21 protein-coding genes and 1 other RNA gene are annotated in these 23931 nt (G+C 58.3%); 12 read left to right on the top strand and 10 right to left on the bottom strand.

Going from position 1 to position 23931, the window contains the following annotated elements; genetic code table 11:
• Positions 1 to 53: 53 nt before the first annotated feature.
• From carA to grpE, 5 genes are all read right to left on the bottom strand, one after another.
• On the bottom strand, positions 54 to 1190 hold the full coding sequence (gene carA, locus KVG95_RS19525; protein WP_217857598.1) for a glutamine-hydrolyzing carbamoyl-phosphate synthase small subunit: 1137 nt from the start codon (positions 1188 to 1190) through the stop codon (positions 54 to 56).
• 259 nt (positions 1191 to 1449) lie between these two features.
• Complete coding sequence (dapB, locus tag KVG95_RS19520) at positions 1450 to 2256, bottom strand: 4-hydroxy-tetrahydrodipicolinate reductase (RefSeq protein WP_217857597.1); 807 nt, start codon at positions 2254 to 2256, stop codon at positions 1450 to 1452.
• A 9-nt stretch (positions 2257 to 2265) separates the two neighbouring features.
• Positions 2266 to 3390 carry a molecular chaperone DnaJ gene (gene dnaJ, locus KVG95_RS19515; protein ID WP_007900528.1) on the bottom strand — a complete coding sequence of 375 codons (1125 nt, stop codon included), beginning with the start codon at positions 3388 to 3390 and terminating at the stop codon, positions 2266 to 2268.
• A 297-nt stretch (positions 3391 to 3687) separates the two neighbouring features.
• A complete protein-coding gene (gene dnaK / locus KVG95_RS19510; protein ID WP_052965675.1) occupies positions 3688 to 5604 on the bottom strand; it encodes a molecular chaperone DnaK in 1917 nt (638 codons plus the stop codon).
• Positions 5605 to 5706: 102 nt separating this feature from the next.
• Positions 5707 to 6273 carry a nucleotide exchange factor GrpE gene (gene grpE, locus KVG95_RS19505; protein ID WP_007900531.1) on the bottom strand — a complete coding sequence of 189 codons (567 nt, stop codon included), beginning with the start codon at positions 6271 to 6273 and terminating at the stop codon, positions 5707 to 5709.
• A gap of 240 nt (positions 6274 to 6513) precedes the next feature.
• On the opposite strand from grpE, the gene recN reads away from it, so the two are divergent.
• Positions 6514 to 8187 (top strand): DNA repair protein RecN, encoded by a 1674-nt coding sequence (gene recN, locus KVG95_RS19500; protein ID WP_217857596.1) that lies wholly within the window; start codon positions 6514 to 6516, stop codon positions 8185 to 8187.
• 75 nt (positions 8188 to 8262) lie between these two features.
• On the opposite strand, the gene fur is transcribed toward recN, so the two are convergent.
• Complete coding sequence (fur, locus tag KVG95_RS19495; protein WP_003197684.1) at positions 8263 to 8667, bottom strand: ferric iron uptake transcriptional regulator; 405 nt, start codon at positions 8665 to 8667, stop codon at positions 8263 to 8265.
• 97 nt (positions 8668 to 8764) lie between these two features.
• On the opposite strand from fur, the gene KVG95_RS19490 reads away from it, so the two are divergent.
• Entirely contained in the window at positions 8765 to 9292 is a 528-nt protein-coding gene (locus tag KVG95_RS19490) for an outer membrane protein assembly factor BamE (RefSeq protein WP_217857595.1), read from the top strand.
• A 61-nt stretch (positions 9293 to 9353) separates the two neighbouring features.
• On the opposite strand, the gene KVG95_RS19485 is transcribed toward KVG95_RS19490, so the two are convergent.
• Genes KVG95_RS19485 through KVG95_RS19475 form a run of 3 tightly spaced genes read right to left on the bottom strand, consistent with a single transcriptional unit; the run spans position 9354 to position 11506 of the window.
• The gene (locus tag KVG95_RS19485) at positions 9354 to 9668 is read right to left on the bottom strand and encodes an RnfH family protein (protein WP_123498872.1); all 315 of its coding nucleotides are present in this window, start codon (positions 9666 to 9668) and stop codon (positions 9354 to 9356) included.
• On the bottom strand, positions 9661 to 10095 hold the full coding sequence (locus KVG95_RS19480; RefSeq protein WP_217857594.1) for a type II toxin-antitoxin system RatA family toxin: 435 nt from the start codon (positions 10093 to 10095) through the stop codon (positions 9661 to 9663). The genes KVG95_RS19485 and KVG95_RS19480 overlap by 8 nt, the downstream gene beginning before the upstream one ends.
• A gap of 7 nt (positions 10096 to 10102) precedes the next feature.
• Positions 10103 to 11506, bottom strand: coding sequence for a sodium-dependent transporter (locus KVG95_RS19475; RefSeq protein ID WP_217857593.1), 1404 nt, complete (start codon positions 11504 to 11506; stop codon positions 10103 to 10105).
• Between the two features lie 118 nt (positions 11507 to 11624).
• Between KVG95_RS19475 and smpB the strand changes: the two genes are divergently transcribed.
• Complete coding sequence (smpB, locus tag KVG95_RS19470; protein ID WP_007900551.1) at positions 11625 to 12107, top strand: SsrA-binding protein SmpB; 483 nt, start codon at positions 11625 to 11627, stop codon at positions 12105 to 12107.
• Positions 12108 to 12249: 142 nt separating this feature from the next.
• On the opposite strand, the gene KVG95_RS19465 is transcribed toward smpB, so the two are convergent.
• On the bottom strand, positions 12250 to 13017 hold the full coding sequence (locus KVG95_RS19465; RefSeq protein WP_052965686.1) for a GntR family transcriptional regulator: 768 nt from the start codon (positions 13015 to 13017) through the stop codon (positions 12250 to 12252).
• A gap of 262 nt (positions 13018 to 13279) precedes the next feature.
• On the opposite strand from KVG95_RS19465, the gene KVG95_RS19460 reads away from it, so the two are divergent.
• The 9 genes from KVG95_RS19460 (at position 13280) to KVG95_RS19420 (ending at position 23788) form a co-directional block, all read left to right on the top strand.
• Entirely contained in the window at positions 13280 to 14971 is a 1692-nt protein-coding gene (locus KVG95_RS19460) for a lactate permease LctP family transporter (RefSeq protein ID WP_217857592.1), read from the top strand.
• Positions 14972 to 15122: 151 nt separating this feature from the next.
• Positions 15123 to 15947: a (Fe-S)-binding protein gene (locus KVG95_RS19455; protein ID WP_018929467.1), complete on the top strand. Its 825-nt coding sequence runs from the start codon at positions 15123 to 15125 to the stop codon at positions 15945 to 15947.
• On the top strand, positions 15944 to 17398 hold the full coding sequence (locus KVG95_RS19450) for a LutB/LldF family L-lactate oxidation iron-sulfur protein (protein WP_217857591.1): 1455 nt from the start codon (positions 15944 to 15946) through the stop codon (positions 17396 to 17398). The genes KVG95_RS19455 and KVG95_RS19450 overlap by 4 nt, the downstream gene beginning before the upstream one ends.
• Positions 17398 to 18069 carry a LutC/YkgG family protein gene (locus KVG95_RS19445; protein ID WP_217857590.1) on the top strand — a complete coding sequence of 224 codons (672 nt, stop codon included), beginning with the start codon at positions 17398 to 17400 and terminating at the stop codon, positions 18067 to 18069. Before KVG95_RS19450 ends, KVG95_RS19445 begins: the two co-directional genes overlap by 1 nt.
• Positions 18066 to 20876, top strand: coding sequence for an FAD-binding and (Fe-S)-binding domain-containing protein (locus KVG95_RS19440; RefSeq protein WP_217857589.1), 2811 nt, complete (start codon positions 18066 to 18068; stop codon positions 20874 to 20876). The genes KVG95_RS19445 and KVG95_RS19440 overlap by 4 nt, the downstream gene beginning before the upstream one ends.
• A gap of 129 nt (positions 20877 to 21005) precedes the next feature.
• On the top strand, positions 21006 to 21290 hold the full coding sequence (locus KVG95_RS19435; RefSeq protein WP_217857588.1) for a PA2433 domain-containing protein: 285 nt from the start codon (positions 21006 to 21008) through the stop codon (positions 21288 to 21290).
• A 287-nt stretch (positions 21291 to 21577) separates the two neighbouring features.
• Positions 21578 to 21853: a PA2433 domain-containing protein gene (locus KVG95_RS19430; RefSeq protein WP_217857587.1), complete on the top strand. Its 276-nt coding sequence runs from the start codon at positions 21578 to 21580 to the stop codon at positions 21851 to 21853.
• Positions 21854 to 21950: 97 nt separating this feature from the next.
• Positions 21951 to 22344, top strand: a transfer-messenger RNA (tmRNA) gene (gene ssrA / locus KVG95_RS19425).
• Between the two features lie 187 nt (positions 22345 to 22531).
• A complete protein-coding gene (locus KVG95_RS19420) occupies positions 22532 to 23788 on the top strand; it encodes an integrase domain-containing protein (RefSeq protein ID WP_217857586.1) in 1257 nt (418 codons plus the stop codon).
• The last annotated feature ends 143 nt before the right edge of the window (positions 23789 to 23931 follow it).

Raw genomic sequence — 23931 nt, 5'->3', positions numbered from 1 at the left:
GGGGCCACCGGTTTCGGGACCGCCCTCAGGCTTCGCTACATCAGGGCGAGCGATTAGCGTCGCTTGGCCATTTCGTTGATGAAGCGATCAAACAGTGGCGCTACGTCGTTCGGGCCAGGGCTGGCTTCAGGGTGACCCTGGAAGCTGAAGGCGCTCTTGTCGGTACGCTCGATGCCTTGCAGGGTGCCGTCGAAGAGCGATTTGTGGATCGCCCGAACGTTGCCTGGCAGGGTCGCTTCGTCTACCGCAAAACCGTGGTTCTGGCTGGTGATCATCACCACACCGCTGTCCAGATCCTGGACCGGGTGGTTGGCACCGTGGTGGCCGTGGCCCATTTTCAGGGTCTTGGCGCCGGAGGCCAGAGCCAGCAGTTGGTGACCGAGGCAGATGCCGAACACCGGAATCTCGGTTTCCAGCACGTCCTTGATTGCCTGGATCGCGTAGTCGCATGGCTCAGGGTCGCCCGGGCCGTTGGACAGGAACACGCCGTCAGGTTTCAGTGCCAGCGCTTCGGCGGCCGGAGTCTGTGCAGGCACCACGGTCACGCGGCAACCGCGCTCGACCAGCATGCGCAGGATGTTCAGCTTGACGCCGTAGTCGTAGGCCACAACATGGTATGGCAGCTCGGAGGCTTCGATAGTTGCATGGCTGTCGGTTTTCAGATCCCAGACCGTCGAGCGCCACTCGTACTTCTCTTTGGTGCTGACGACTTTTGCCAGGTCCATGCCTTTGAGACCAGGGAAACCCTGAGCAGCGGCGATGGCGGCTTCTTCGGAAATGTTGTCACCGGCCATGATGCAGCCGTTCTGTGCGCCTTTCTCACGCAGGATGCGTGTCAGGCGGCGAGTGTCGATACCGGCGATTGCCACCACATTGTTGGCTTTCAGGTAGTCGGACAGTGACATCGTGTTGCGCCAGTTGCTCGCAACCAGTGGCAGGTCACGAATGACCAGGCCAGCGGACCAGACGCGGTCGGACTCGGCGTCTTCCGGCGTGGTGCCGGTATTGCCGATGTGCGGGTACGTCAGGGTAACGATCTGTTGGGCGTAGGAAGGATCGGTAAGGATTTCCTGATAGCCGGTCATGGCGGTGTTGAACACCACCTCACCAACGGTTTGACCGTCGGCTCCAATGGCTTCGCCGCGAAAAATGCTGCCATCAGCAAGGGCGAGTATGGCTGGCTTAGTCAAGAAGACCTCCCGTAAATAAAGCCTGAAAGGGCGATCGCAGGTTGTAAAAAAGCGGAGTGACGTATGGACACGTCACCCCGCTTCTTCATCGAATTATTCTGCGCGCTTTTAGTGGACACACTAAAGCTGTAGCTTACAGAAAAAGGCATTTTTGGTCTACCGCCAATGAGCCCTAAAGGCCGGAGAATGCGACAGGACGTCGCTTGGCGGAATAAAACCGGGCCCAAACGCTGAGTTTGAACCCGATTTCGGGCACATCTTACCGCAGGTCGAGCACGTCTTGCATGTCGTAAAGGCCTGGCTCACGACCATCCAGCCACAAAGCTGCACGTACCGCGCCCTTGGCGAAGGTCATGCGACTGGATGCCTTGTGAGTGATTTCCAGTCGCTCGCCTTCACAGGCGAACAGCACCGTATGATCACCGACCACATCACCACCGCGAACAGTCGCGAAGCCGATCGTTTCGCGCTCACGCGCACCGGTGTGTCCTTCACGACCATAAACCGCAACCTTCTGCAGATCACGATCGAGTGCATTGGCGATCACTTCGCCCATGCGCAGAGCCGTGCCTGAAGGCGCATCGATCTTGTGCCGATGATGGGCTTCGATGATTTCGATATCCGCGTCATCGCCCAGCACACGGGCCGCCATATCGAGCAGCTTCAGCGACAGGTTTACCCCGACACTGAAATTGGCCGCGAACACAATCGCAATATCTTCGCTCGCCTCGACCAGCAACTGCTTCTGCGCGGCGTCCAACCCCGTCGTGCCGATCACCATGGCCTTGCCCGCCTTACGGCAGAACGCCAGGTTTTTCAGCATGACTTCAGGGAGCGTGAAGTCGATCAACACATCGAACTCATCGGCCACCGCATCCAGCTTACCGGACAGCGGCACACCGATTCGTCCCAGCGATGCCAGCTCACCGGCATCCACGCCAATCAGCGTGCTGCCGGGGCGCACGATGGCTGCCGTCAGGCCGGTCAGCGGCGCGCGTTGCTGCACTGCCTCGACCAGAATCTTGCCCATGCGCCCGGCAGCGCCCATCACAGCTATACGTCGCATGCCGACTCCTTACAAATCGCCGAAGAAGCGCTTCACGCCTTCGAACCAACCGGTGGTTTTCGGAGAATGACTGTTGTCACCCGCCAGGGAGCTGCGCAACTCCTCCAGCAATTCGCGCTGACGACGACCCAGGTTGACCGGGGTTTCGACCGCCACGCGGCACATCAGGTCACCAGCACCGCCACCACGAACCGGCGCGACGCCTTTACCGCGAACACGGAACTGCTTACCGGTCTGAGTCCCTTCAGGGATCTTCAGCTTGACCCGACCATCGAGGGTCGGAATCTCCAGCTCGCCGCCCAGCGCTGCGTCGACGAAGCTGATTGGCACTTCGCAGAACAGGTGCTTGCCGTCACGCTGGAAGATTGCGTGCTCGCGCACATTGATCACCACGTACAGGTCGCCAGTCGGGCCACCCTGCGCACCCGCCTCGCCTTCGCCAGACAGACGAATGCGGTCACCGGTATCAACACCGGCCGGCACTTTCACCGACAGGGTCTTGTACTCTTCGACACGACCTTCGCCGTGGCAGGAATCGCACGGATCGGAAATGATCTTGCCTTGGCCATGGCAGCGCGGGCAGGTCTGCTGCACCGAGAAGAAGCCCTGCTGCATGCGCACCTGACCAATACCGCCGCACGTCGGGCAAGTGATCGGCGAGGAGCCTTTCTTGGCACCCGAACCATCGCACGGCTTGCAGTTGACCAGTGTCGGAACGCGGATATTCACGGTCGTGCCGCGCACCGCCTCTTCCAGGTTCAGCTCCAGGGTGTAACGCAGGTCGCTGCCGCGCTGAGCGCCGCCACGAGCACCGCCGCGGCCGCCACCGAAGAAGTCACTGAAGACATCGCCAAAGATGTCGGAGAAGTTCTGACCGCCAAACCCGGCACCGCCGCCACCCATGCTCGGGTCGACACCGGCATGACCGTATTGGTCATAAGCCGCGCGCTTGCTGGAATCGGACAGCACTTCGTAGGCCTCGTTGGCCTCCTTGAACATATCTTCCGACGCTTTGTCATCGGGATTACGGTCCGGGTGGTGCTTCATCGCCAGGCGACGGTAGGCCTTTTTCAGGTCCGCTTCGCTTGAACCACGCTCAACACCCAATACTTCGTAATAGTCACGCTTTGCCATAAGTCTTTGCACTCTTAAGGACGTTCGGCAAACCTCTCCTGAGCCTCGCCAAACTCGTTGAGCCCCAATACAGGCCCGGACCCAACTCACGTCAATTCAACGATCCTGGTCTTTGATTCGATGCGGTACTTTCGACTCGAAAAGCAGGAGCATTTCCGGTCATACCGCCAACATCCGAGCGTTGTCGCATGCTGTAAAAATTCGCTTACTCCAGACACGCCAACGCGGGAGCAAGCTCCCGCGCGGCGACATCCTACCAGTCACCGCCTGAAGGCAGTCAACCGGGCGACCAACAACTTACTTGTGGTCTTTGACTTCTTCGAACTCGGCATCGACAACGTCGTCAGCCTTTTCAGCCGATTCGTCTTTCGGCGCCGCGCCTTCAGCTGGCTGAGCCTGATCAGCGTACATTTTCTGAGCCACTGGCGCAGAGACCTTGGACAGCTCTTCAACCTTGGCTTCGATAGCGGCCTTGTCGTCGCCTTTGATGGCGGTTTCCAGGGCAACTACAGCTGCTTCGATTGCAGTCTTCTCTTCAGCGCTCACTTTGTCGCCAGCATCAGCGACCATTTTGCGCGTCGAGTGAACCAGGGCATCGCCTTGGTTACGGGCGCTGGCCAGCTCTTCGAACTTGCGGTCTTCTTCAGCGTTCACTTCAGCATCGCGAACCATCTGCTGAATTTCTTCCTCGGACAGACCGGAGTTGGCCTTGATCACGATCGACTGAGTCTTGCCGGTAGCCTTGTCTTTCGCGCCGACGTGCAGGATGCCGTTGGCGTCGATGTCGAAGGTCACTTCGATTTGTGGCACGCCACGTGGTGCTGGTGGAATCTCGGCCAGGTCGAACTTGCCCAGGGACTTGTTCTGTGCGGCTTGCTTACGCTCACCTTGCAGTACGTGAATGGTCACTGCGCCCTGGTTGTCGTCGGCAGTCGAGAACACTTGCGATTTCTTGGTAGGAATCGTGGTGTTTTTCTCGATCAGCGCGGTCATCACGCCGCCCATGGTTTCGATACCCAGGGTCAGCGGGCTAACGTCGAGCAGCAGAACGTCTTTCACGTCACCGGCCAATACCGCGCCCTGGATAGCAGCACCCATGGCAACAGCTTCGTCAGGGTTGACGTCTTTACGTGCTTCTTTACCGAAGAAATCGGTCACCAGCTTCTGAACCAGTGGCATACGGGTCTGACCGCCGACCAGGATCACGTCGTTGATCGAACCAACGTCGATACCGGCGTCTTTCATCGCGATGCGGCAAGGTTCGATGGTGCGCTGAACCAGGTCTTCAACCAGCGCTTCGAGCTTGGCGCGGGAGATTTTCACGTTCAAATGCTTAGGACCGGTAGCGTCTGCAGTGATGTACGGCAGGTTCACGTCGGTCGACTGGCTCGAGGACAGTTCGATCTTGGCTTTCTCAGCGGCTTCTTTCAGGCGCTGCATGGCCAGCGGGTCACCCTTGAGGTTCATGCCGCTTTCTTTCTTGAACTCGTCAACGAGGTAGTCGATCAGACGAATGTCAAAGTCTTCACCGCCCAGGAAAGTGTCACCGTTGGTGGCCAACACTTCGAACTGGTGCTCGCCATCGACTTCAGCGATTTCGATCACGGAAACGTCGAAAGTACCGCCGCCCAGGTCGTAAACGATCACGGTGTGATCGCCTTTCGCCTTGTCCATACCGTAGGCCAGTGCGGCTGCGGTTGGTTCGTTAATGATACGTTTAACGTCCAGGCCCGCGATGCGGCCGGCGTCTTTGGTGGCTTGACGCTGGCTGTCGTTGAAGTAGGCCGGAACGGTGATCACCGCTTCGGTCACTGGCTCGCCGAGGTAGTCTTCGGCGGTCTTCTTCATTTTCTTCAGAATTTCAGCCGAAATTTGTGGCGGCGCCATTTTCTGGCCGTTCACTTCAACCCAGGCGTCGTTGTTGTCAGCCTTGACGATCTTGTAAGGGACCATCTGGATGTCTTTCTGTACGACTTCTTCGTCAAAACGACGACCGATCAGACGCTTCACCGCGTACAGGGTGTTATGCGGATTGGTCACTGCCTGACGCTTGGCCGACTGGCCAACCAGGATTTCACCGTCGTTGGCATAAGCGATGATCGACGGCGTGGTACGCGCGCCTTCAGCGTTTTCAATCACTTTGGCTTTGCCGTTTTCCAGCACGGAGACGCAGGAGTTGGTAGTCCCCAGGTCGATACCGATAATTTTGCCCATGTTCACTCTCCCGAAACTTTGGATTTGGATGCCGCAGTAGTGGTGGCTGACTGCGGTAGCACTTAAACGCTTGACTTCTAAATGGGGGCCTTGCGGCTAATTTCAAGCCTGCTCGTCAATCGAAGGCGAAACCGGTGCAGGTGCCTTGCTGACCACGACCATGGCCGGGCGCAGCAGGCGACCGTGAAGCTGGTAGCCCTTCTGAAACACCTTGAGCACGCTGTTTGGCTCGACGTCGGCGCTTTCCTGCATGGCCATTGCCTGGTGATGCGAAGCGTTGAAGGGTTCGCCTTCAGGATCAATCGCTTCCAGGTGATAGCGTTTCAGGGTGTCCTGGAACATTTTCAGGGTCAGCTCGATCCCTTCGCGCATCGGACGAATGTTTTCGTCGTCAGGGTTGGATAGCTCCAGACCGCGCTCCAGGCTGTCGATGATCGGCAGCAGGTCGCCAGCGAACTTTTCCAAGGCAAATTTGTGAGCCTTTTCAACGTCCTGCTCGGCACGGCGGCGGACGTTCTGCAGATCGGCGGCTACACGCAAAGCCTGATCCTGCGCACCAGCCAATTGCTCTTCGAGCACTTGCACACGAGCCGCCAGGTCTTCACCCGAAGCCTCGGGGCCCTGGTTGGCGTCTAGATTTTGCGTATCCACTGTCTGTTCGTCAGCCATAGATTTCTCCTTCCAATATCGTCCGCGAGCTCAACTCGCGCTTCTGCCCGGTATATGGGGCCGCAAAATTCAGCTTCAAGGGCTATTTGATGATTAACCCTACAAAAAACAGCTGCATTGTCATTCCTCATCGCACTAAGGATTTCTTTCAATCAAGCAAATCGACCTAAGAGGGGGCATTGTCAGCCCGAAACAAAACACTGTATAAATAACCAGACCTAAAGCCTGGGAGCGGCCTTTATGCTGGTGCACCTGTCCGTACACAACTACGCCATCGTTGAACATCTCGATCTCGAACTCGATCGCGGGATGAGCGTGATCACAGGGGAAACCGGCGCCGGCAAGTCGATCATGCTCGACGCCCTCGGCCTGACCCTGGGCGATCGCGCCGACAGCGGCGTGGTCCGCCCGGGCGCCGACAAGGCCGATATCCTGGCCACCTTCGATCTGGTCGACATCCCGGAAGCCAGCGCCTGGCTGGCCGAACGAGACCTCGAGAACGACGGCCCGTGCATTCTGCGTCGAGTGATCACCGCTGAAGGGCGATCCCGCGGCTATATCAACGGCACCCCCTGCCCCCTCAGCGATCTGAAAGCCTTGGGCGAGTTGCTGATCGATATCCACAGCCAGCACGAACACCAATCCCTGCTCAAAACCGATACTCACCGCCGTCTGCTCGACGAATACGCCGGCGCCACAGACCTGGCCCGCCAGGTGCAATTGGCTGCCCAACGCTGGCGCCAGACCCGCCAGGAACTGGAACGCCTTTCCAACTCCGGCGACGAACAGCGCGCCCGCCATCAGTTGCTCAGCTACCAACTCGAAGAACTGGAAAACCTCGGCCTCGGCGAAAACGAGCTGGAGCAGCTGGAACAGGAACACAAGAACCTGACCAACGCCGAAACCTTGCTGGGTATTTGTCGGCAAGTGGTCGAACAATGCAGCGAAAGTGATTCCGGCAACGTACTGAACGCGCTGACCGCCAGCCTTAACCGCCTATCGAGCGTGAACAATTCGATCGGCGCCTTGGGCGAAGCTAGCAGCCTGCTGACCAGTGCGCAGATTCAGGTTGAAGAAGCCGTAGGCGAGTTGAACCGCTTTCTCGACAACTTCGACGCCGACCCGGCACGTCTTCAGTACCTGGAAGAGCGCCTCGACGCCATCTACACCCTGGCACGCAAACACCGCATCCAGCCGACCGAAGTCGCCGAGATGCAGCAGAAGCTACTCGATGAAATCGAAACCCTGAACGCCAACGATGAATCCATCGAGCGATTGAGCGATGAGCTGGCCTCCTACGCCCGCCATTATCAGGAGAAGGCTCGGGATCTGAGCGATCTGCGGCACCAAGCCTCGAGCAGCCTGGCCAGTGCCGTGGAACAGGAAATCCAGCGCCTGGGCATGCCCGGCGGCCGCTTCACCATCGAACTGCGCCCCAACAGCAGCGACGAACTGCTGCCCAATGGGCTTGAACAGGTAGAACTGCTGGTGAGCGCCAACCCGGGGCAACCGTTGAAAGCCCTGGCGAAAGTGGCGTCGGGTGGAGAACTGTCGCGTATCAGCCTGGCGATTCAGGTGATCACTGCGCAGACCTCGCGGGTGCCAACCCTGGTGTTCGACGAAGTGGACGTGGGCATCGGCGGCCCGACCGCCGAGATTGTCGGCCAGCTGCTGCGGCGCCTCGGGGAGCGTGGGCAGGTTCTAACCGTGACTCACTTGCCGCAAGTGGCGGCGCAAGGGCATCAACATTTATTTGTACACAAGGTTCGCGGTGAAGACGCCACGCATACGGCAGTCTCCAAACTGAGCAAGACCGATCGTGTCGAAGAAGTGGCACGGATGCTGGGGGGCATCGACCTCACCAAGGAATCACTGGCTCACGCGAAAAAGATGGTCGTTACCGCGAAAATTTAAGAACGGTAGAAAGCACGAAGGCGACCCTGGGGTCGCCTTCGTTCGTTTCGCGAACCTGAAGTTCGCGCGACATGCTTACTTTTTCTTGCGTACGTACAGTACAAGATTGTGATCAACCATCTCGAAGCCATACTTGTCGACGATTGCTTTCTGCAGCCGCTCGATTTCTTCGTCGAAGAATTCGATCACTTCACTGGTTTCGACGTTGACCATATGGTCGTGATGCTTGCCGTCGTCCAGCTCGAAGACCGCATGGCCTCCGTCGAAGTTGTGCCGCACCACAAGGCCAGCTGCCTCGAACTGGGTCAGAACACGGTAAACCGTGGCCAAACCGACGTCCTCACCAGCCTCCATCAGCGCCTTGTAGACATCCTCGGCACTCATGTGGCGTTGCTCGGCGGAATCGAGCATTTGCAGAATTTTGACCCGTGGAAGGGTCACTTTGAGGCCGGCTTTGCGTAGTTCGCTATTTTCAACCATGGTCAGCTTTCTCGCGATGCTGCTTCGCAGCTTCTCTTAATGCGGGTATGATCGGCGTTTACGTTGTCCCAGCCAAGATAGTGGAAGTCGCCCACCGATGCAAAACACCAAGCTCTTGCTAACCAGTTTCACCTTTGTGGGACTGCTCGCACTCGCCGGTTGTTCATTCCCCGGGGTTTACAAAATCGACATCCAGCAGGGCAATGTCGTCACGCAGGACATGATAGACCAGTTACGCCCGGGAATGACCCGCCGGCAAGTACGGTTTATCATGGGTAACCCTCTGCTGACTGACACGTTCCATGCCGATCGCTGGGATTATCTGTACAGCCTGCAACCGGGTGGCGGTGAACGCCAACAGGAACGCATTAGCGTTATCTTCAACCCAAATGATCAACTTGTCAGCCTCTCTGGCGATTTCATGCCAGGCGTGAGCCGCGACGAAGCGATTCTCGGCAAGGACAGTGACACTACCGTGACCACGCCTGCAGAAAACGCCGAGAAGCCGAAGCCAGAAAAACCGGTCAAGCCAGGCTCGTTGCTGGACCAGATCCAGAAGGACGTGGACAACGTGGAAACCGTTCCAATCCCGACGCCAGAACCGCTGGAAACCTCGCCGCAATAATTTGCGACGCAATAAAAAACCCGGCATGTCCGGGTTTTTTATCGTCTGGCGTTTAACCGGATCACTGATTCCGGGCTTTGGCCTCGGCCGCTTTGGCGGCGCGCAACCGGCGAACTTCTTTCGGATCGGCAAGCAACGGCCGGTAAATCTCGAGGCGATCCCCTGCCTGAACCGGACGATTGGCCGGTTCAGCGATCACTTTGCCAAAGATCCCAACCGGACAACTGGCTAGATCCAGCTCAGGGAATTCGCTGTTCAGGCCGGATTTGAGCAACGCATCTCGCACCGTTGCACCCACCGGCACCGTTACGGTCAGCAGTACCTGACGATCAACAGCGGCATACACCACTTCGACCTTGATCATTGCCTCAACCATGCATCTGCTTCGCACGCTGGCAAAACGCGTCCATCAGCGTATTCGCCGCCTGATTGAACAAAGGCCCCAACGTCGCACGCACCAGTGGCCCCGAGTAGTCGAACGACAAGTCCAGGCTGATCTTGCAGGCCTTCTCGCCCAACGGCTTGAACACCCAGACCCCGTGCAACTGGCTGAACGGACCTTCCTCCAGGTTCATCTCGATCGAACGCCCTGGCACCAGAGTGTTACGCGTCACGAAATGCTGACTCAGGCCACCCTTGGCCACGCCGACGCGGGCACGCATGAGCTCAGGAGTACTTTCCAGGACTTCCGCCGACGAGCACCACGGCAGGAATTGCGGATAGCTGGCCACATCGTTGACCAGGTCATAAAGCGCTTGTGCCGGATACGGCAGCAGGGCCGAACGTTGAATGTGTGTCGTCATGTCAGCGTTACTTCCACAGCTGGGCGGCAAACACTACAAGAATGCCGATGGGCGCCACATAGCGCATCAAGAACAGGGACAAGGCGAACAGCACCGGACGGCGGATCGACAATTCGTCGCGCACCGCTTCACGCCCCATCACCCAGCCCGCAAACACCACGAAACACAAACCACCGAGTGGCAACATGATCCGCGAGGTGAAGAAATCGATCACACCAAAGAAGTCCAGACCACCGGCTGCCCCCCATTGATAGAGGTGGAACATCCCGCCTTCGTTCACGAAAAACTTGGCTTCCTTCCAGATATTGAAGGAAAACACGGTACCCAGACCGACGAACCAGCAGATGAATGCCAACCAGAAGGTGACCCAGGCGCGGCTGATCTTCGTGCGTTCAACCAGGTAAGCCACCATCGGTTCGAGCAGGGAAATCGCCGAACTCCAGGCCGCAATCGCTACCAGCACGAAGAACACTACGCCCATCAACTGGCCGAACGCCACGTTACCAAAGGCAAACGGCAGGCTGACGAACATCAGCCCCGGTCCTTCGCTCGGGTTCAGGCCCGCGGCAAACACAATCGGAAACAATGCCAGACCGGCCACCAGAGAGACGAATGTATCGAGCAGTGCTACGCCGACCACAGTCCCGGAAATCGACGAACTCTTCGGCATATAAGCGCCATAGATCATGATCGAGCCGACGCCTACGCTCAGGGAAAAGAAAGCGTGCCCCATCGCTGGCAGCAAGCCGTCGAGTACTTTTTCCGGATGGAAGTCGAACATGAAATGCACGCCCTCCATGAAATGGCCCGTAGTCATGCTGTAGCCCAGCAACACCAGGATCATCACGAACAGCAGTGGCATCATGATCCGCAGGCTACGTTCCAGCCCGGCGACCACGCCCTTGGCGATCACAATGGCGGAGAGGAGCATGAAAATCGTGTGCCAAAGTGTCAGGCGCCACGGATCGGCAATCACACCGCCAAAGTAGGCACCGACCTGATCAGGCGTCGCCCCCTGGAAGTCGCCACGACCCATATCAATGATGTAGTCCAGCGACCAGCCGCCGACCACACTATAGAAAGACAGGATTAGCAGCGCCGTGATCATCCCGGCAAATGCACCCCAGGACCACTTCGCCGAATGCCCCGCTTCCAGCGCCAGGACCTTCAAGGCATTCGCCGGGCTCTGCCGCGCGCGGCGGCCGATCAGGGTTTCGGCCAGCATGACGGGCATACCGATCAGCGCGATACAGGCGAGGAACATCAGCACGAAGGCTCCGCCACCGTAGACGCCGACCATGTAAGGGAATTTCCAGATACTACCCAGCCCCACGGCCGAACCGGTCGCGGCGAGTATGAAGACCCAGCGGCTAGCCCAACTGCCGTGGACAGAAACCTTGTCTGTCGACATCGTTATCACGCCCAAGCGTTCAAAAAAGAGGCCGCATTGTCCGGGATTCAATCAACCTGCTCAAGCACGTAGCGATACCGTAGCCGACTCGCTTGCAACTCCCTATAATGCCGCCCCTATGGCTAAACAGAAGAAACACCCAACAGGGACCATCGCGCAGAACAAAAAGGCGCGACACGATTACTTCATCGAGCATAAGTTCGAGGCTGGTCTGGTCCTGGCCGGCTGGGAAGTAAAAAGTTTGCGGGCAAGCAAGCTACAACTGGTTGACAGTTACGTACTGCTCAAGGATGGCGAAGCCTGGCTGCTCGGCAGCCACATTACGCCGCTAATGACTGCCAGTACCCACGTCATCGCTGATCCGACCCGCACCCGGAAATTGCTGCTCAATCGGCGCGAGCTGGAAAAGCTGGCCGCTGCCGTGCAGCAAAAAGGTTACGCCTGCGTATGCCTTTCCTGGTACTGGAGCAAGCACATGGTCAAGTGCGAGATCGCTCTGGGCAAGGGCAAGAAGGAATACGACAAGCGTGATACCGAACGCGAACGCGACGCCGGTCGTGAGTTGCAGCGTGCGGTGCGAAACAAGGGTAAGGAAGACTAGTTCTTTCGCCTTCAGATCGCTTTCGCGAGCAAGCCCGCTCCCACATTATCCGTGGATGCCGAGATTTATGTGGCAGACCCGGAACCTGTGGGAGCGGGCTTGCTCGCGAATGCAATAGTCCAATCACCAAAGAACTAACTGATTACATCCCCTTGCGCCGCTCCGCCCGAGCCACGCGCTGCACTTCCTGACGCACCTCTTCCAGCACTTCCTGCACATACAAAATGTGCCGACTGGAAACTTCCCGCGCTTGCTCTGCCCGACCTTCGATAATCGCCAGATACAATTCTCTGTGCTGCGCGATCAACATGTCGCGGGTTTCAGTGCGCTGTTTGTACATACCGCCGATGTTGGTCACCACGTTGCGCTTGAGCAGGTCGAACAGACCACGAATGGTGTGCAGCAACACCGCGTTATGACTGGCTTCGGCGATTGCCAAATGAAATCTTGCATCCGCCGCCCCCTCTTCCACCCGACTCACTTCGTCATGGCGCGAATAGCAGTCCTGCAATTCATCGAAGGCTGCAGTCAGCCGCTCGCGATCCACGTCTGTGGCACGCAATGCCGCGTAGTAGGCACAGGATGCTTCCAGCGTATGACGAAACTCCAGCAAATCGCGCTGGGCCTCGGGGTTGCTTTCCAGCAGATGCAACAGCGGATCGCTGAACGTCGAGCCCAGGGATTCCACCACGTAGTTACCGCCGCCCTGACGGCTCACAAGCAACCCTTTGGCCGCCAGTTTCTGGATCGCTTCGCGCAACGAAGGGCGTGACACGCCGAACTGCTCGGCCAACGCACGCTCTGCTGGCAGGCGTTCGCCGGCCTTCAATGTGCCCTCGAGAATCATCCCTTCGAGCTGCTCGACAATATCGTCAGACAAACGGCGCTGCCGAATCTGATCAAACCCCATCACTCAATTCTCCACGATCCCGGCGGCTCGCCGGGCTCTCTATTCTGGCCTATCGGCGCTGCATCAGCACCTACCAGACGACGCTTGATCGAACAGATCAGATGCGTTCTGCACCGCTCATTCGACAAAAGTTTTAGGGCGGCAAATTGACACACCGCATACAAGGCTTTTACCCTAGCCAACAGCGATTGTAAATTGGTATTACCAATTATCCAAGAACGCTGACCAGTGCCTGACCAACAACAATTAGGGGCCACCCCATATGCAAACCTGGCAACAGCTCTACAGCCCGCTCGGCAGTCTCGGCGTGTCCGCACTCGCGGCCGTCATCCCCATCGTATTTTTCTTCCTGGCCTTGGCCGTGTTCCGCCTCAAAGGCCACGTGGCCGGCAGCATTACCCTCGCGCTGTCGATTGCCGTGGCAATCTTCGCGTTCCAGATGCCGGTCGATATGGCCTTCGCGGCAGCCGGATATGGCTTCGCCTACGGCTTGTGGCCGATTGCCTGGATCATCGTGGCAGCGGTGTTCCTGTACAAACTGACGGTTAAAAGTGGCCAATTCGAAGTGATCCGCAGCTCGGTGCTGTCGATCACCGACGACCAACGCCTGCAAGTGCTGCTGATCGGTTTCTGCTTCGGCGCGTTCCTGGAAGGTGCAGCCGGTTTCGGCGCACCGGTAGCTATTACCGCCGCACTGCTGGTGGGACTGGGCTTCAACCCACTGTACGCCGCCGGCCTGTGCCTGATCGCCAACACCGCGCCGGTAGCCTTTGGCGCATTGGGGATTCCGATCATCGTCGCCGGGCAAGTCACCGGCATCGACGCGTTCAAGATCGGCGCCATGACCGGTCGCCAGCTGCCATTGCTGTCGCTATTCGTGCCGTTCTGGCTGGTGTTCATGATGGACGGCCTGCGCGGCGTTCGGGAAACCTGGCCCGCGGCACTGGTGGCCGGCTTGAGCTTCGCCATCACCCAATACTTCACCTCGAACTTCATCGGCCCGGAACTGCCGGACATCACCTCGGCGCTGGCCAGCCTGATTTCCCTGACACTATTCCTGAAAATCTGGCAGCCAAAACGTGCCGCAGGCGCGCACATCGTCGGCGCAGTCTCGGCTTCCGTGGTGGCCAGCGCAGGTGGTTTCGGCCAACCGCGCACCACCGTGGCTTCGCCCTACAGCCTGGGGGAAATTTTCAAAGCCTGGTCGCCGTTCCTGATCCTCACCGTACTGGTCACCATCTGGACGCTGAAACCGTTCAAGGCGATGTTCGCTGCAGGCGGCTCGATGTATGGCTGGGTATTCAACTTCGCGATTCCGCATCTGGATCAAATGGTGATCAAGGTCGCCCCGATCGTAACCGCCCCGACGGCGATTCCGGCGGTGTTCAAACTCGATCCGATTTCCGCGACCGGCACGGCGATTTTCTTCTCGGCGCTGATCTCGATGCTGGTGCTGAAGATCAATTTAAAAACTGGTCTTACCACTTTTAAAGAGACCTTCTACGAACTGCGCTGGCCGATTCTGTCCATCGGCATGGTGCTGGCCTTCGCCTTCGTCACCAACTACTCGGGCATGTCGTCGACCATGGCTCTGGTACTGGCAGGCACGGGGGCGGCATTCCCGTTCTTCTCGCCGTTCCTCGGCTGGCTCGGCGTGTTCCTGACCGGCTCCGATACTTCGTCCAACGCACTGTTCAGTTCGCTGCAAGCAACCACCGCGCACCAGATCGGCGTCAACGACACCTTGCTGGTGGCGGCGAATACCAGCGGCGGCGTGACCGGCAAGATGATTTCGCCGCAATCGATCGCCGTGGCCTGCGCCGCGACCGGGCTGGTGGGCAAGGAATCGGATCTGTTCCGCTTCACCCTCAAGCACAGCCTATTCTTTGCAACGATCGTCGGCCTGATCACGTTGGCTCAGGCTTACTGGTTCACCGGCATGCTGGTGCACTAAGAACTACACGCGGCACGGAAAAAACCGACACTGGGTTACGCCCCCGGCGTCAGCTATTCACAACCGGGTCTGCAAGGCTGCTGAAAGCTTCCCTCTCTATATTCAGCAGCCTCAGCGGACGGATAACCGGGACCACCCGGAGACACGCCTGATGAGCGAGCTTTTTTACAACGCAGTGCCGAACGCGACCCGCGTCGCCCCGCCACTGCCCGAGCCTCGGCAATACCCCAGCGAAAAACCGTCACGGGTCTACCTGTTCGGGACTTGCGTGGTGGATCTGTTCTACCCGGAAGCCGGGATGGACGCGATTCATCTGCTGGAACGCGAAGGCATTCGTGTCGAATACCCGCAAGGGCAAAGTTGCTGCGGGCAACCGGCCTACACCTCGGGCTACACCGAACAGGCCCGGACCGTGGCACGCTCGCAACTGGCGTTGTTTGCCGGCGATTATCCGGTGGTGGTGCCGTCGGGGTCTTGCGCGGGCATGTTACGCGAACACTACGCCGACTTGTTCAAGGACGAGCCGCAAACGTTGAAACAGGTTCAGGCCCTCGCGGCACGGACTTATGAGCTGGCCGAATTCCTGCTGTTTGTCTGCAAGGTGCAGCTCAAGGACAGCGGCGAACCGGTCAAAGTGGCGCTACACACGTCGTGCTCGGCACGCCGTGAAATGAACACCCACCTGCACGGCCGTGAGTTGTTGGCGCAGCTAAGCAATGTGGAGCGAGTCGACCATAGCCACGAAAGTGAATGCTGTGGCTTTGGTGGGACTTTCAGCGTCCGTATGCCAGATATTTCCGGCGCGATGGTGGCTGACAAGACCCGGGCGTTGAAGGAATCCGGCGCGCACAAGGTACTCAGTGCCGACTGCGGTTGCCTGATGAACATCAATGGCTCACTGGAGAAACAGCAGGAAGCGTTGCGCGGCCAGCATCTGGCCAGTTTCCTGTGGCAGCGTACCGGAGGTGCCCGATGAGCACCTCCACGATTATTCCTACGGTCACAGTAGAAGAAGATTTTCGCGCCCGGGCTCACGAGGCTTTGGCTGATACGCAACTGCGAAACAACTTTCGCAGCGCGATGGATTCACTGATGAGCAAACGGGCAGCGTCCTTCAGCGATGCCCATGAAAGAGAACATCTGCGAGTGCTGGGCAATGCTGTCCGCGCCCGTGCTTTATCCAAGTTGCCCGACCTGCTTGAGCAGCTTGAACAGAACCTGACCCGCAACGGTGTGACAGTGCACTGGGCGGAAACGGTGGACGAGGCCAATGGCATCGTCTTGGCGATCATCCGCGCTCACGAGGCGCGGCAAGTGATCAAGGGCAAATCGATGGTCAGCGAAGAGATGGAGATGAACCATGTCCTCGCGGCTCAAGGCATTGAATGCCTGGAGTCGGACATGGGTGAATTCATCGTCCAGCTCGACCACGAGAAGCCTTCACACATCATTATGCCGGCGATCCACAAGAATGCCGGTCAGGTCGCGTCCTTGTTCCACGACAAACTTGGCGTGGAGTACACCAAGGACGTTGACCAACTCATCCAGATTGGTCGCAAAGTCTTGCGACAGAAATTCTTCGAAGCAGACATCGGCGTCTCCGGCGTCAACTTCGCCGTGGCCGAAACCGGCACTCTGTTGCTGGTGGAAAACGAAGGCAACGGGCGCATGTCGACCACCGTGCCGCCCGTACACATTGCCGTCACGGGCATCGAGAAAGTCGTCGAAAACCTGCGGGACGTTGTACCGCTGTTGTCGCTACTGACCCGCTCGGCACTCGGCCAGCCGATCACCACCTACGTCAACATGATCTCCGGGCCGCGCAAGGAAGATGAACTCGACGGCCCGCAGGAAGTGCACCTGGTATTGCTCGACAACGGTCGCAGCCAGGCGTTTGCCGACAGCGAATTACGCCAGACCCTGAACTGCATCCGTTGTGGCGCCTGTATGAATCATTGCCCGGTCTACACCCGAATCGGCGGCCATGCCTATGGGGAGGTTTACCCTGGGCCTATCGGAAAAATCATCACCCCGCACATGGTCGGCCTGGCGAAAGTCCCCGATCACCCAAGTGCGTCTTCTTTATGTGGCGCTTGCGGTGAAGTCTGCCCGGTAAAAATTCCGATCCCCGCATTGCTGCGTCGCCTACGGGAAGAGAACGTCAAAGCGCCGGACAGCCCACATCAGGTCATGCGCGGTCAGGGCAGCAAGTACTCGCGCAAAGAACGGTTTATCTGGAACGCCTGGGCGAAGCTCAACAGTTCGCCAACGCTCTATCGCCTGTTCGGTTTCTTCGCCACTCGCCTGCGCGCGCTGACGCCGAGCAACGTCGGCCCATGGACCCAGAACCACAGCGCACCGAAACCCGCCGCCCGCTCACTGCATGACATGGCCCGCGAGCATTTGGCCAAACAGGGAGACCGCTGATGAGCGCCAAGCAAAATATCCTCGCCAAATTGCGCAACAGTCTGACGGGTACCACGCCGGTGCCTGACAACTTCGATATCGAACTGGTGACCGCGCCCTACACCTACACGCCAGAGCAACGCATCCCGCAACTGCGCAAACTGATGGAAGCGGTGCACACCGAAATTCATCTGACGTCCGCAGATGGCTGGCCCGAATTGCTGGCGCAATTGCTGCAGGATCGCCAGCTGCCAAGCCTGTTGATTGCGCCGACGACACTTCACGGTCAACGCATCACTCAGCATTGGGCGAAAAATCCTGGCCTGCCCGCGCTCAAAGCCTACGAGCGTCCGGTCGAGGAATGGAAAGCCGAGTTGTTCAACGACACCCCGGCCAGCCTGACCACCACCCTCGGCGCGATCGCCGCGACAGGCAGCCTGATTCTCTGGCCGACGCGGGAAGAACCGCGCCTGATGAGCCTGGTGCCGCCGGTGCATTTCGCCCTGCTCAAGGCCAGTGAAATCCGCGACAACTTCTATCAGGTACAGCAGGAATTCGAATGGGCCCAAGGCATGCCGACCAACGCCTTGCTGGTCTCCGGCCCGTCTAAGACTGCCGACATCGAACAAATACTGGCCTACGGCGCCCACGGCCCGAAAGACCTGGTCGTTCTAATCCTGGAGGATCAATGAGTCTACCGGCGGCTTTCCTGCGAGATGCGCAGCAACTGATTCCTCAGGCACGACGGTTCGACGACCCGCTGTCGACTTTGGCCTTCGGCACCGACGCCAGTTTCTACCGGCTGATTCCGAAACTGGTGATCCGCGTCGAGTCCGAAGACGAAGTGGTGGCGCTGCTCAAACTGGCGCAACGGGATAAAGTCCCGGTGACCTTCCGCGCCGCCGGCACCAGCTTGTCTGGCCAAGCCATCAGCGATTCGGTGCTGATCGTACTGGGGGATAACTGGAACGGTCGCGAGATTCGTGGCCAGGGTATGCAGATCCGTCTGCAACCGGGCGTGATTGGCGCCCAGGCCAACGCCTGGCTGACACCGTTCGGACGCAAGATCGGCCCAGACCCGGCATCGATCAACGCCTGCAAAATCGGCGGCATCGTCGCCAATAATGCCAGCGGCATGTGCTGCGGCACGGCGCAGAACACCTATCACACACTGGCCGGGATTCGTCTGGTGTTGGCTGATGGCAGTCGTCTCGATACCGAAGACGCCGCCAGTGTGGCGGCCTTCCATGAGAGCCACGCCGAACTGCTGGAACGTCTGGCGACGCTGGGCCGCGAGACCCGCGCCAATGCCGAACTGGCTGCGAAAATTCGCCACAAATATCGTCTGAAAAATACCACCGGGCTGTCACTCAATGCGCTGGTGGATTTCGACGAGCCTGTGGATATCTTGAGCCACTTGCTGGTGGGCTCCGAAGGCACGCTCGGATTTATCAGCGCGGTGACTTACGACACGGTGATCGACCACCCGAACAAGGCGTCGGCGCTGATCGTGTTCCCGGATGTAGAAACCTGCTGCAACGCCGTCACCGTGCTGAAAAGCCAACCCGTATCGGCGGTGGAATTGCTGGACCGTCGCAGCCTGCGCTCGGTGCAGGACAAACCCGGCATGCCGGCTTTCGTACAACAACTGTCGACCAATGCCTGCGCCCTGCTGATCGAATCCCGCGCCGCCTCTTCCACTTTGCTCCAGGAACAACTGACGCAAATCATGGCGTCGCTGACCGGTTTCCCGGTAGAGAAGCAAGTCGACTTCACCGAAGACCCGATGGAAAATGCCCGGCTCTGGGCGATCCGCAAAGACACCTTCCCTGCCGTCGGCGCGGTGCGCAAAACCGGCACCACGGTGATCATCGAAGACGTGACCTTCCCGGTGGAACAGCTGGCCAGTGGCGTCAACCGCTTGATCGAGCTGTTCGACAAACATCACTACGACGAAGCGATCCTTTTCGGACACGCCCTGGAAGGCAATCTGCACTTTGTCTTCACCCAAGGCTTCAACAGCGCGGAAGAAGTCGCACGCTACCAGGCGTTCATGGACGACGTCGCGCAGTTGGTGGCCGTTGAATTCGGCGGCTCGCTGAAGGCTGAACACGGTACCGGTCGCAACATGGCGCCTTTCGTCGAGCTGGAATGGGGCAGCGATGCTTATCAGTTGATGTGGCAGCTCAAACGCCTGCTCGACCCTAACGGCATTCTCAACCCGGACGTGGTGCTCAGCGACGATCCGCAGATCCACCTCAAGCACCTGAAACCGCTGCCCGCCGCCGATGAGATTGTGGATAAGTGCATCGAATGCGGCTTCTGCGAACCGGTGTGCCCATCGAAAGGCCTGACCTTGAGCCCACGCCAGCGCATCGTGATCTGGCGTGACATTCAAGCGAAGAAACGCGCTGGCACAGACACCGCCGAGCTGGAACAGGCCTACGAATACCAAGGCATCGATACGTGCGCTGCGACAGGCCTGTGTGCACAACGTTGCCCTGTAGGAATCAACACCGGCGAGCTGGTGAAAAAGCTCCGAGGCCGAAAGGCAACCCATACGAAAACCGCCAACTGGATAGAGGGAAATTTCGCCACCGCGTTGCAAGGCGCGCGCTTCACCCTGCACGTCGCCAACGGTGCGCGGATGCTGCTGGGGGCACCCCGCCTGGCGAAGCTTTCGGCATCGCTGACGCGGCTGTCCATGGGTCAGGTTCCGCAATGGACCAACGCCATGCCACAGCCGGAAAGAGCCATCCGTTTCAGCCCGACCGTGTCGGACGAGCGGCCTCGGGTGGTGTACCTGGCGGCCTGCGTGTCGCGGGTCATGGGCCCGGCAGCGGGTGATAAAGAGCAAATGTCGCTGTACGAAAAAACCCGTGGTCTGTTGGAAAAGGCCGGTTACCAGGTAGTTTTTCCGGACAATCAGGACAACCTCTGCTGCGGTCAGCCATTCGCCTCCAAAGGCTACGCCGAACAGGCCGAACACAAACGCCAGGAACTGATCGGCGCCCTGTTGCACGCCAGCCGCGGCGGGCTCGACCCGATCTACTGCGACACCAGCCCCTGCACCTTGCGGCTGGTTCAGGACTTGGGCGACGTGCGACTGGACCTGTACGACCCGGTGCGCTTCATCCGTACTCACCTGATGGATCGTCTCGATTTCACCCCCCAGGATGCGCCGATCGCGGTACACGTCACGTGCAGCACTCAGCATCTCGGTGAGAGCCAGGCGTTGATTGATCTCGCGCGCAAATGCAGCAATAACGTGGTCATCCCGGAAGGCATTCACTGCTGCGGTTTTGCCGGTGACAAGGGCTTTACCACCCCAGAATTGAATGCCCATTCGTTACGCACGCTCAAGGACGCGGTACAGCAATGCAGCGAAGGGATTTCCACCAGCCGCACCTGTGAGATTGGTCTGACTCAACACGGTGGAATTGACTACCACGGGCTGGTTTATCTGGTGGATCGAGTAACGCAGGCCAGGGCGACCTGAAGAAAAATAGAACCCTGACGCATCGTCGCAGTCCACCGATCAAGTCCCGCAAACGTGGGACCTTTCCCAAAATTGGCAGCCTGTCCTGATGGCCAGCGATGCCTGGACCCTCAGTTCAAGGAGATACACATGAAACGCTCTGTACTGTTAGGTCTGTTCGTTACTGCCTCAATGCTGGCCTCCTCCTCGTTTGCCGCCAGCGATGATCTCTGTGCAACCAACCTGCAAGCCATCGCCAATGCCAAGTCCGAGACCTTGGCGCCGGAAATCAGAACTCGCGTCGAGGCCAGCGTCCAGCAAGCCAAGGCCTACCAGGCGCAAAACACCGAGGAAGGCACCAAAAAATGCATCTCTGAAACAACTCAAACGCTGCAAGAGATCCAGAATGCAGGCAAAGACGGTAAAAGCTCATAAGCGTGAGGGCCAACCTTCGGGTTGGCCTTCTGAGCCCTGTAAACCCTAAGCTTGCGGAGCATCAGACAGACGACTGCTTCGCAGCCTCGCAAGCTCGGCAGCTGCAACAGATAGCATTTCGTCTTAACTGACTGGCATCAGGCGTTTCTTGTCCCTTTTTCGCTCCCGTCTCCCGGAAAAATCTTTCACCCTAACGCCCGCAAAAACAGAACCCTTGCACGCCATCACAGTCCATTTGTTAAGCCCCAATCAGCGTGGCCCAATTCCCCCCGTTCCAGGAGATACCCATGAAGCGTTCCGCCCTGGCTGGACTGCTCATCGCTGCAACAATGCTGGCCTCCTCCGCATACGCCTCAAACGATAGCGATCAATGCGTAATGAAGCTCCAGGAAGTCAACAGCAAGCTGTCCAGCGCAGCCACGCTGGACGCCGCCACCAAAGGTGTCGTCATCACTAAAACCGAACAAGCCAAGGCCGCCCACGCTGCCAACAACGACAAAGAGTGTGTTTCCCTGACGCAGCAGGCGCTTCAGGACATTCAAAGCCACTTGAATAGCCATTAGCGCCGGGCCAGATAACACGCAGGTAAGGACAGAAGGTCGACTCGCCGCGCGCATTGGCGTACACTGCGCTTGCCTGCTGGTTACACACAGCAGGTTCGGGGCCGTTTAGGATTCGACGCCGGTTGCGAAACTTTAGGTGCATGCCGAGTTGGTAACAGAACTCGTAAATCCACTGTTGCAACTTTCTATAGTTGCCAATGACGAAACCTACGGGGAATACGCTCTCGCTGCGTAAGCAGCCTTAGCCCTTCCCTCCTGGTACCTTCGGGTCCAGCAATCATCAGGGGATGTCTGTAAACCCAAAGTGATTGTCATATAGAACAGAATCGCCGTGCAGTACGTTGTGGACGAAGCGGCTAAAACTTACACAACTCGCCCAAAGCACCCTGCCCGTCGGGTCGCTGAGGGTTAACTTAATAGACACGGCTACGCATGTAGTACCGACAGCGGAGTACTGGCGGACGGGGGTTCAAATCCCCCCGGCTCCACCATTTGATCAACTAAAGACGTCCACGGACGTCTTTTTTTGTGCCTGAAATCCAGTGAAATCAAGGGCTTAAGCGCTACTGGGCGCTGGAGAAGTTTTTTGAGTTCCAGCTGTTTGGGTATTCCAAATGGTATTCCAAGCCATCCGGTGCTATTTTTTGGAATACCAAAACGGTGTCAGAGGTAGCTCTCATGCCCGCTCCAGCCCTTCGCCTTTCCGACCGCCAGCTCAAGGCAGTCAAGGCAAAAGACAAGGATTACGTCCTCAGCGATGGTGACGGCCTTCAGCTCCGAGTCAGGAGCAATGGCTCGATGCTGTGGAACTTCAACTACCGCGAGCCGGTAACCAAAAATCGTATCAATATGGGGCTGGGCACATACCCAGAACTCTCGCTAGCGAACGCCAGGAAGAAAGTGGTGGAAGCACGCGAGTTGCTTGCACAAGGCATTGATCCCAAAGTGCAACGCAATGCACAGGACGAAGCCAAACGAGCGGAGACGGAGCACACGTTTGAAAACGTGGCCACCGCCTGGTTCGAGCTGAAGAAGGACTCCGTCACGCCGGCGTACGCCGAAGACATTTGGCGATCGCTCACGCTGCATGTATTTCCAGACCTGAAAACAACGCCGCTCTCGAAAATTACCGCACCGATGGTCATCGAACTGCTTCGCCCAATCGAGGCCAAAGGCAGCCTCGAGACAGTGAAGCGATTGAGCCAACGGCTCAACGAGATCATGACCTACGGGGTCAATTCAGGATTGATCTTTGCGAACCCCCTAAGTGGCATTCGCGCAGTATTCAAGAAACCCAAGAAACAGAACATGGCCGCGCTACGACCCGATGAGCTTTCCGAGCTCATGATCGAAATCGCAAATGCCAGCATCAAGCGGATCACCCGCTGCCTGATCGAATGGCAACTGCACACCATGACCCGCCCCGCCGAAGCGGCTACCACCCGATGGGCAGACATCGACTTCGACAAACGCATCTGGACCATCCCGCCGGAGCGCATGAAAAAGCGTCGTCCGCACACCATCCCGCTGACCAAACAGGCACTCGCGTTACTGGAGGCGCTCAAGCCCCACAGCGGCCACAGGGAATACGTGTTCCCGGCAGATAGGAATCCGCGCACACACGCCAACAGCCAGACCGCCAACATGGCGTTGAAACGCATGGGCTTCCAGGACCGCTTGGTCAGCCACGGCATGCGCTCCATGGCCAGCACCATCCTGAACGAGCATGGGTGGGATCCGGAGTTGATCGAAGTCGCGCTGGCGCATGTCGACAAGGACGAAGTCCGAAGCGCTTACAACCGAGCAGACTACATCGAACGCCGGCGTCCGATGATGGCTTGGTGGAGTGAGCACATCCTGAAAGCGGCCACTGGCAACTTGTCGGTAGCTGCCATCAATGACGCCAGGAACCGCAATGTCGTGCCGATACGGTGAGCGCTCACCGGACACCGCCGGTAACCGGAAATGACTCCCCAGATGGAGTGATGGTTGATTTGGCGACAGCGGCGACACCGGCGACAACCCGCGTAATACCTGGTCTGCAGCATGGCGACAGAAGTGGCGACTGTCGCCGCTGT

Origin of the sequence: Pseudomonas farris, assembly GCF_019145235.1 — a bacterium.
GTDB classification, from domain to species: Bacteria; Pseudomonadota; Gammaproteobacteria; order Pseudomonadales; family Pseudomonadaceae; genus Aquipseudomonas; species Aquipseudomonas farris.
This window is presented reverse-complemented; position numbering and strand designations above follow the sequence as displayed.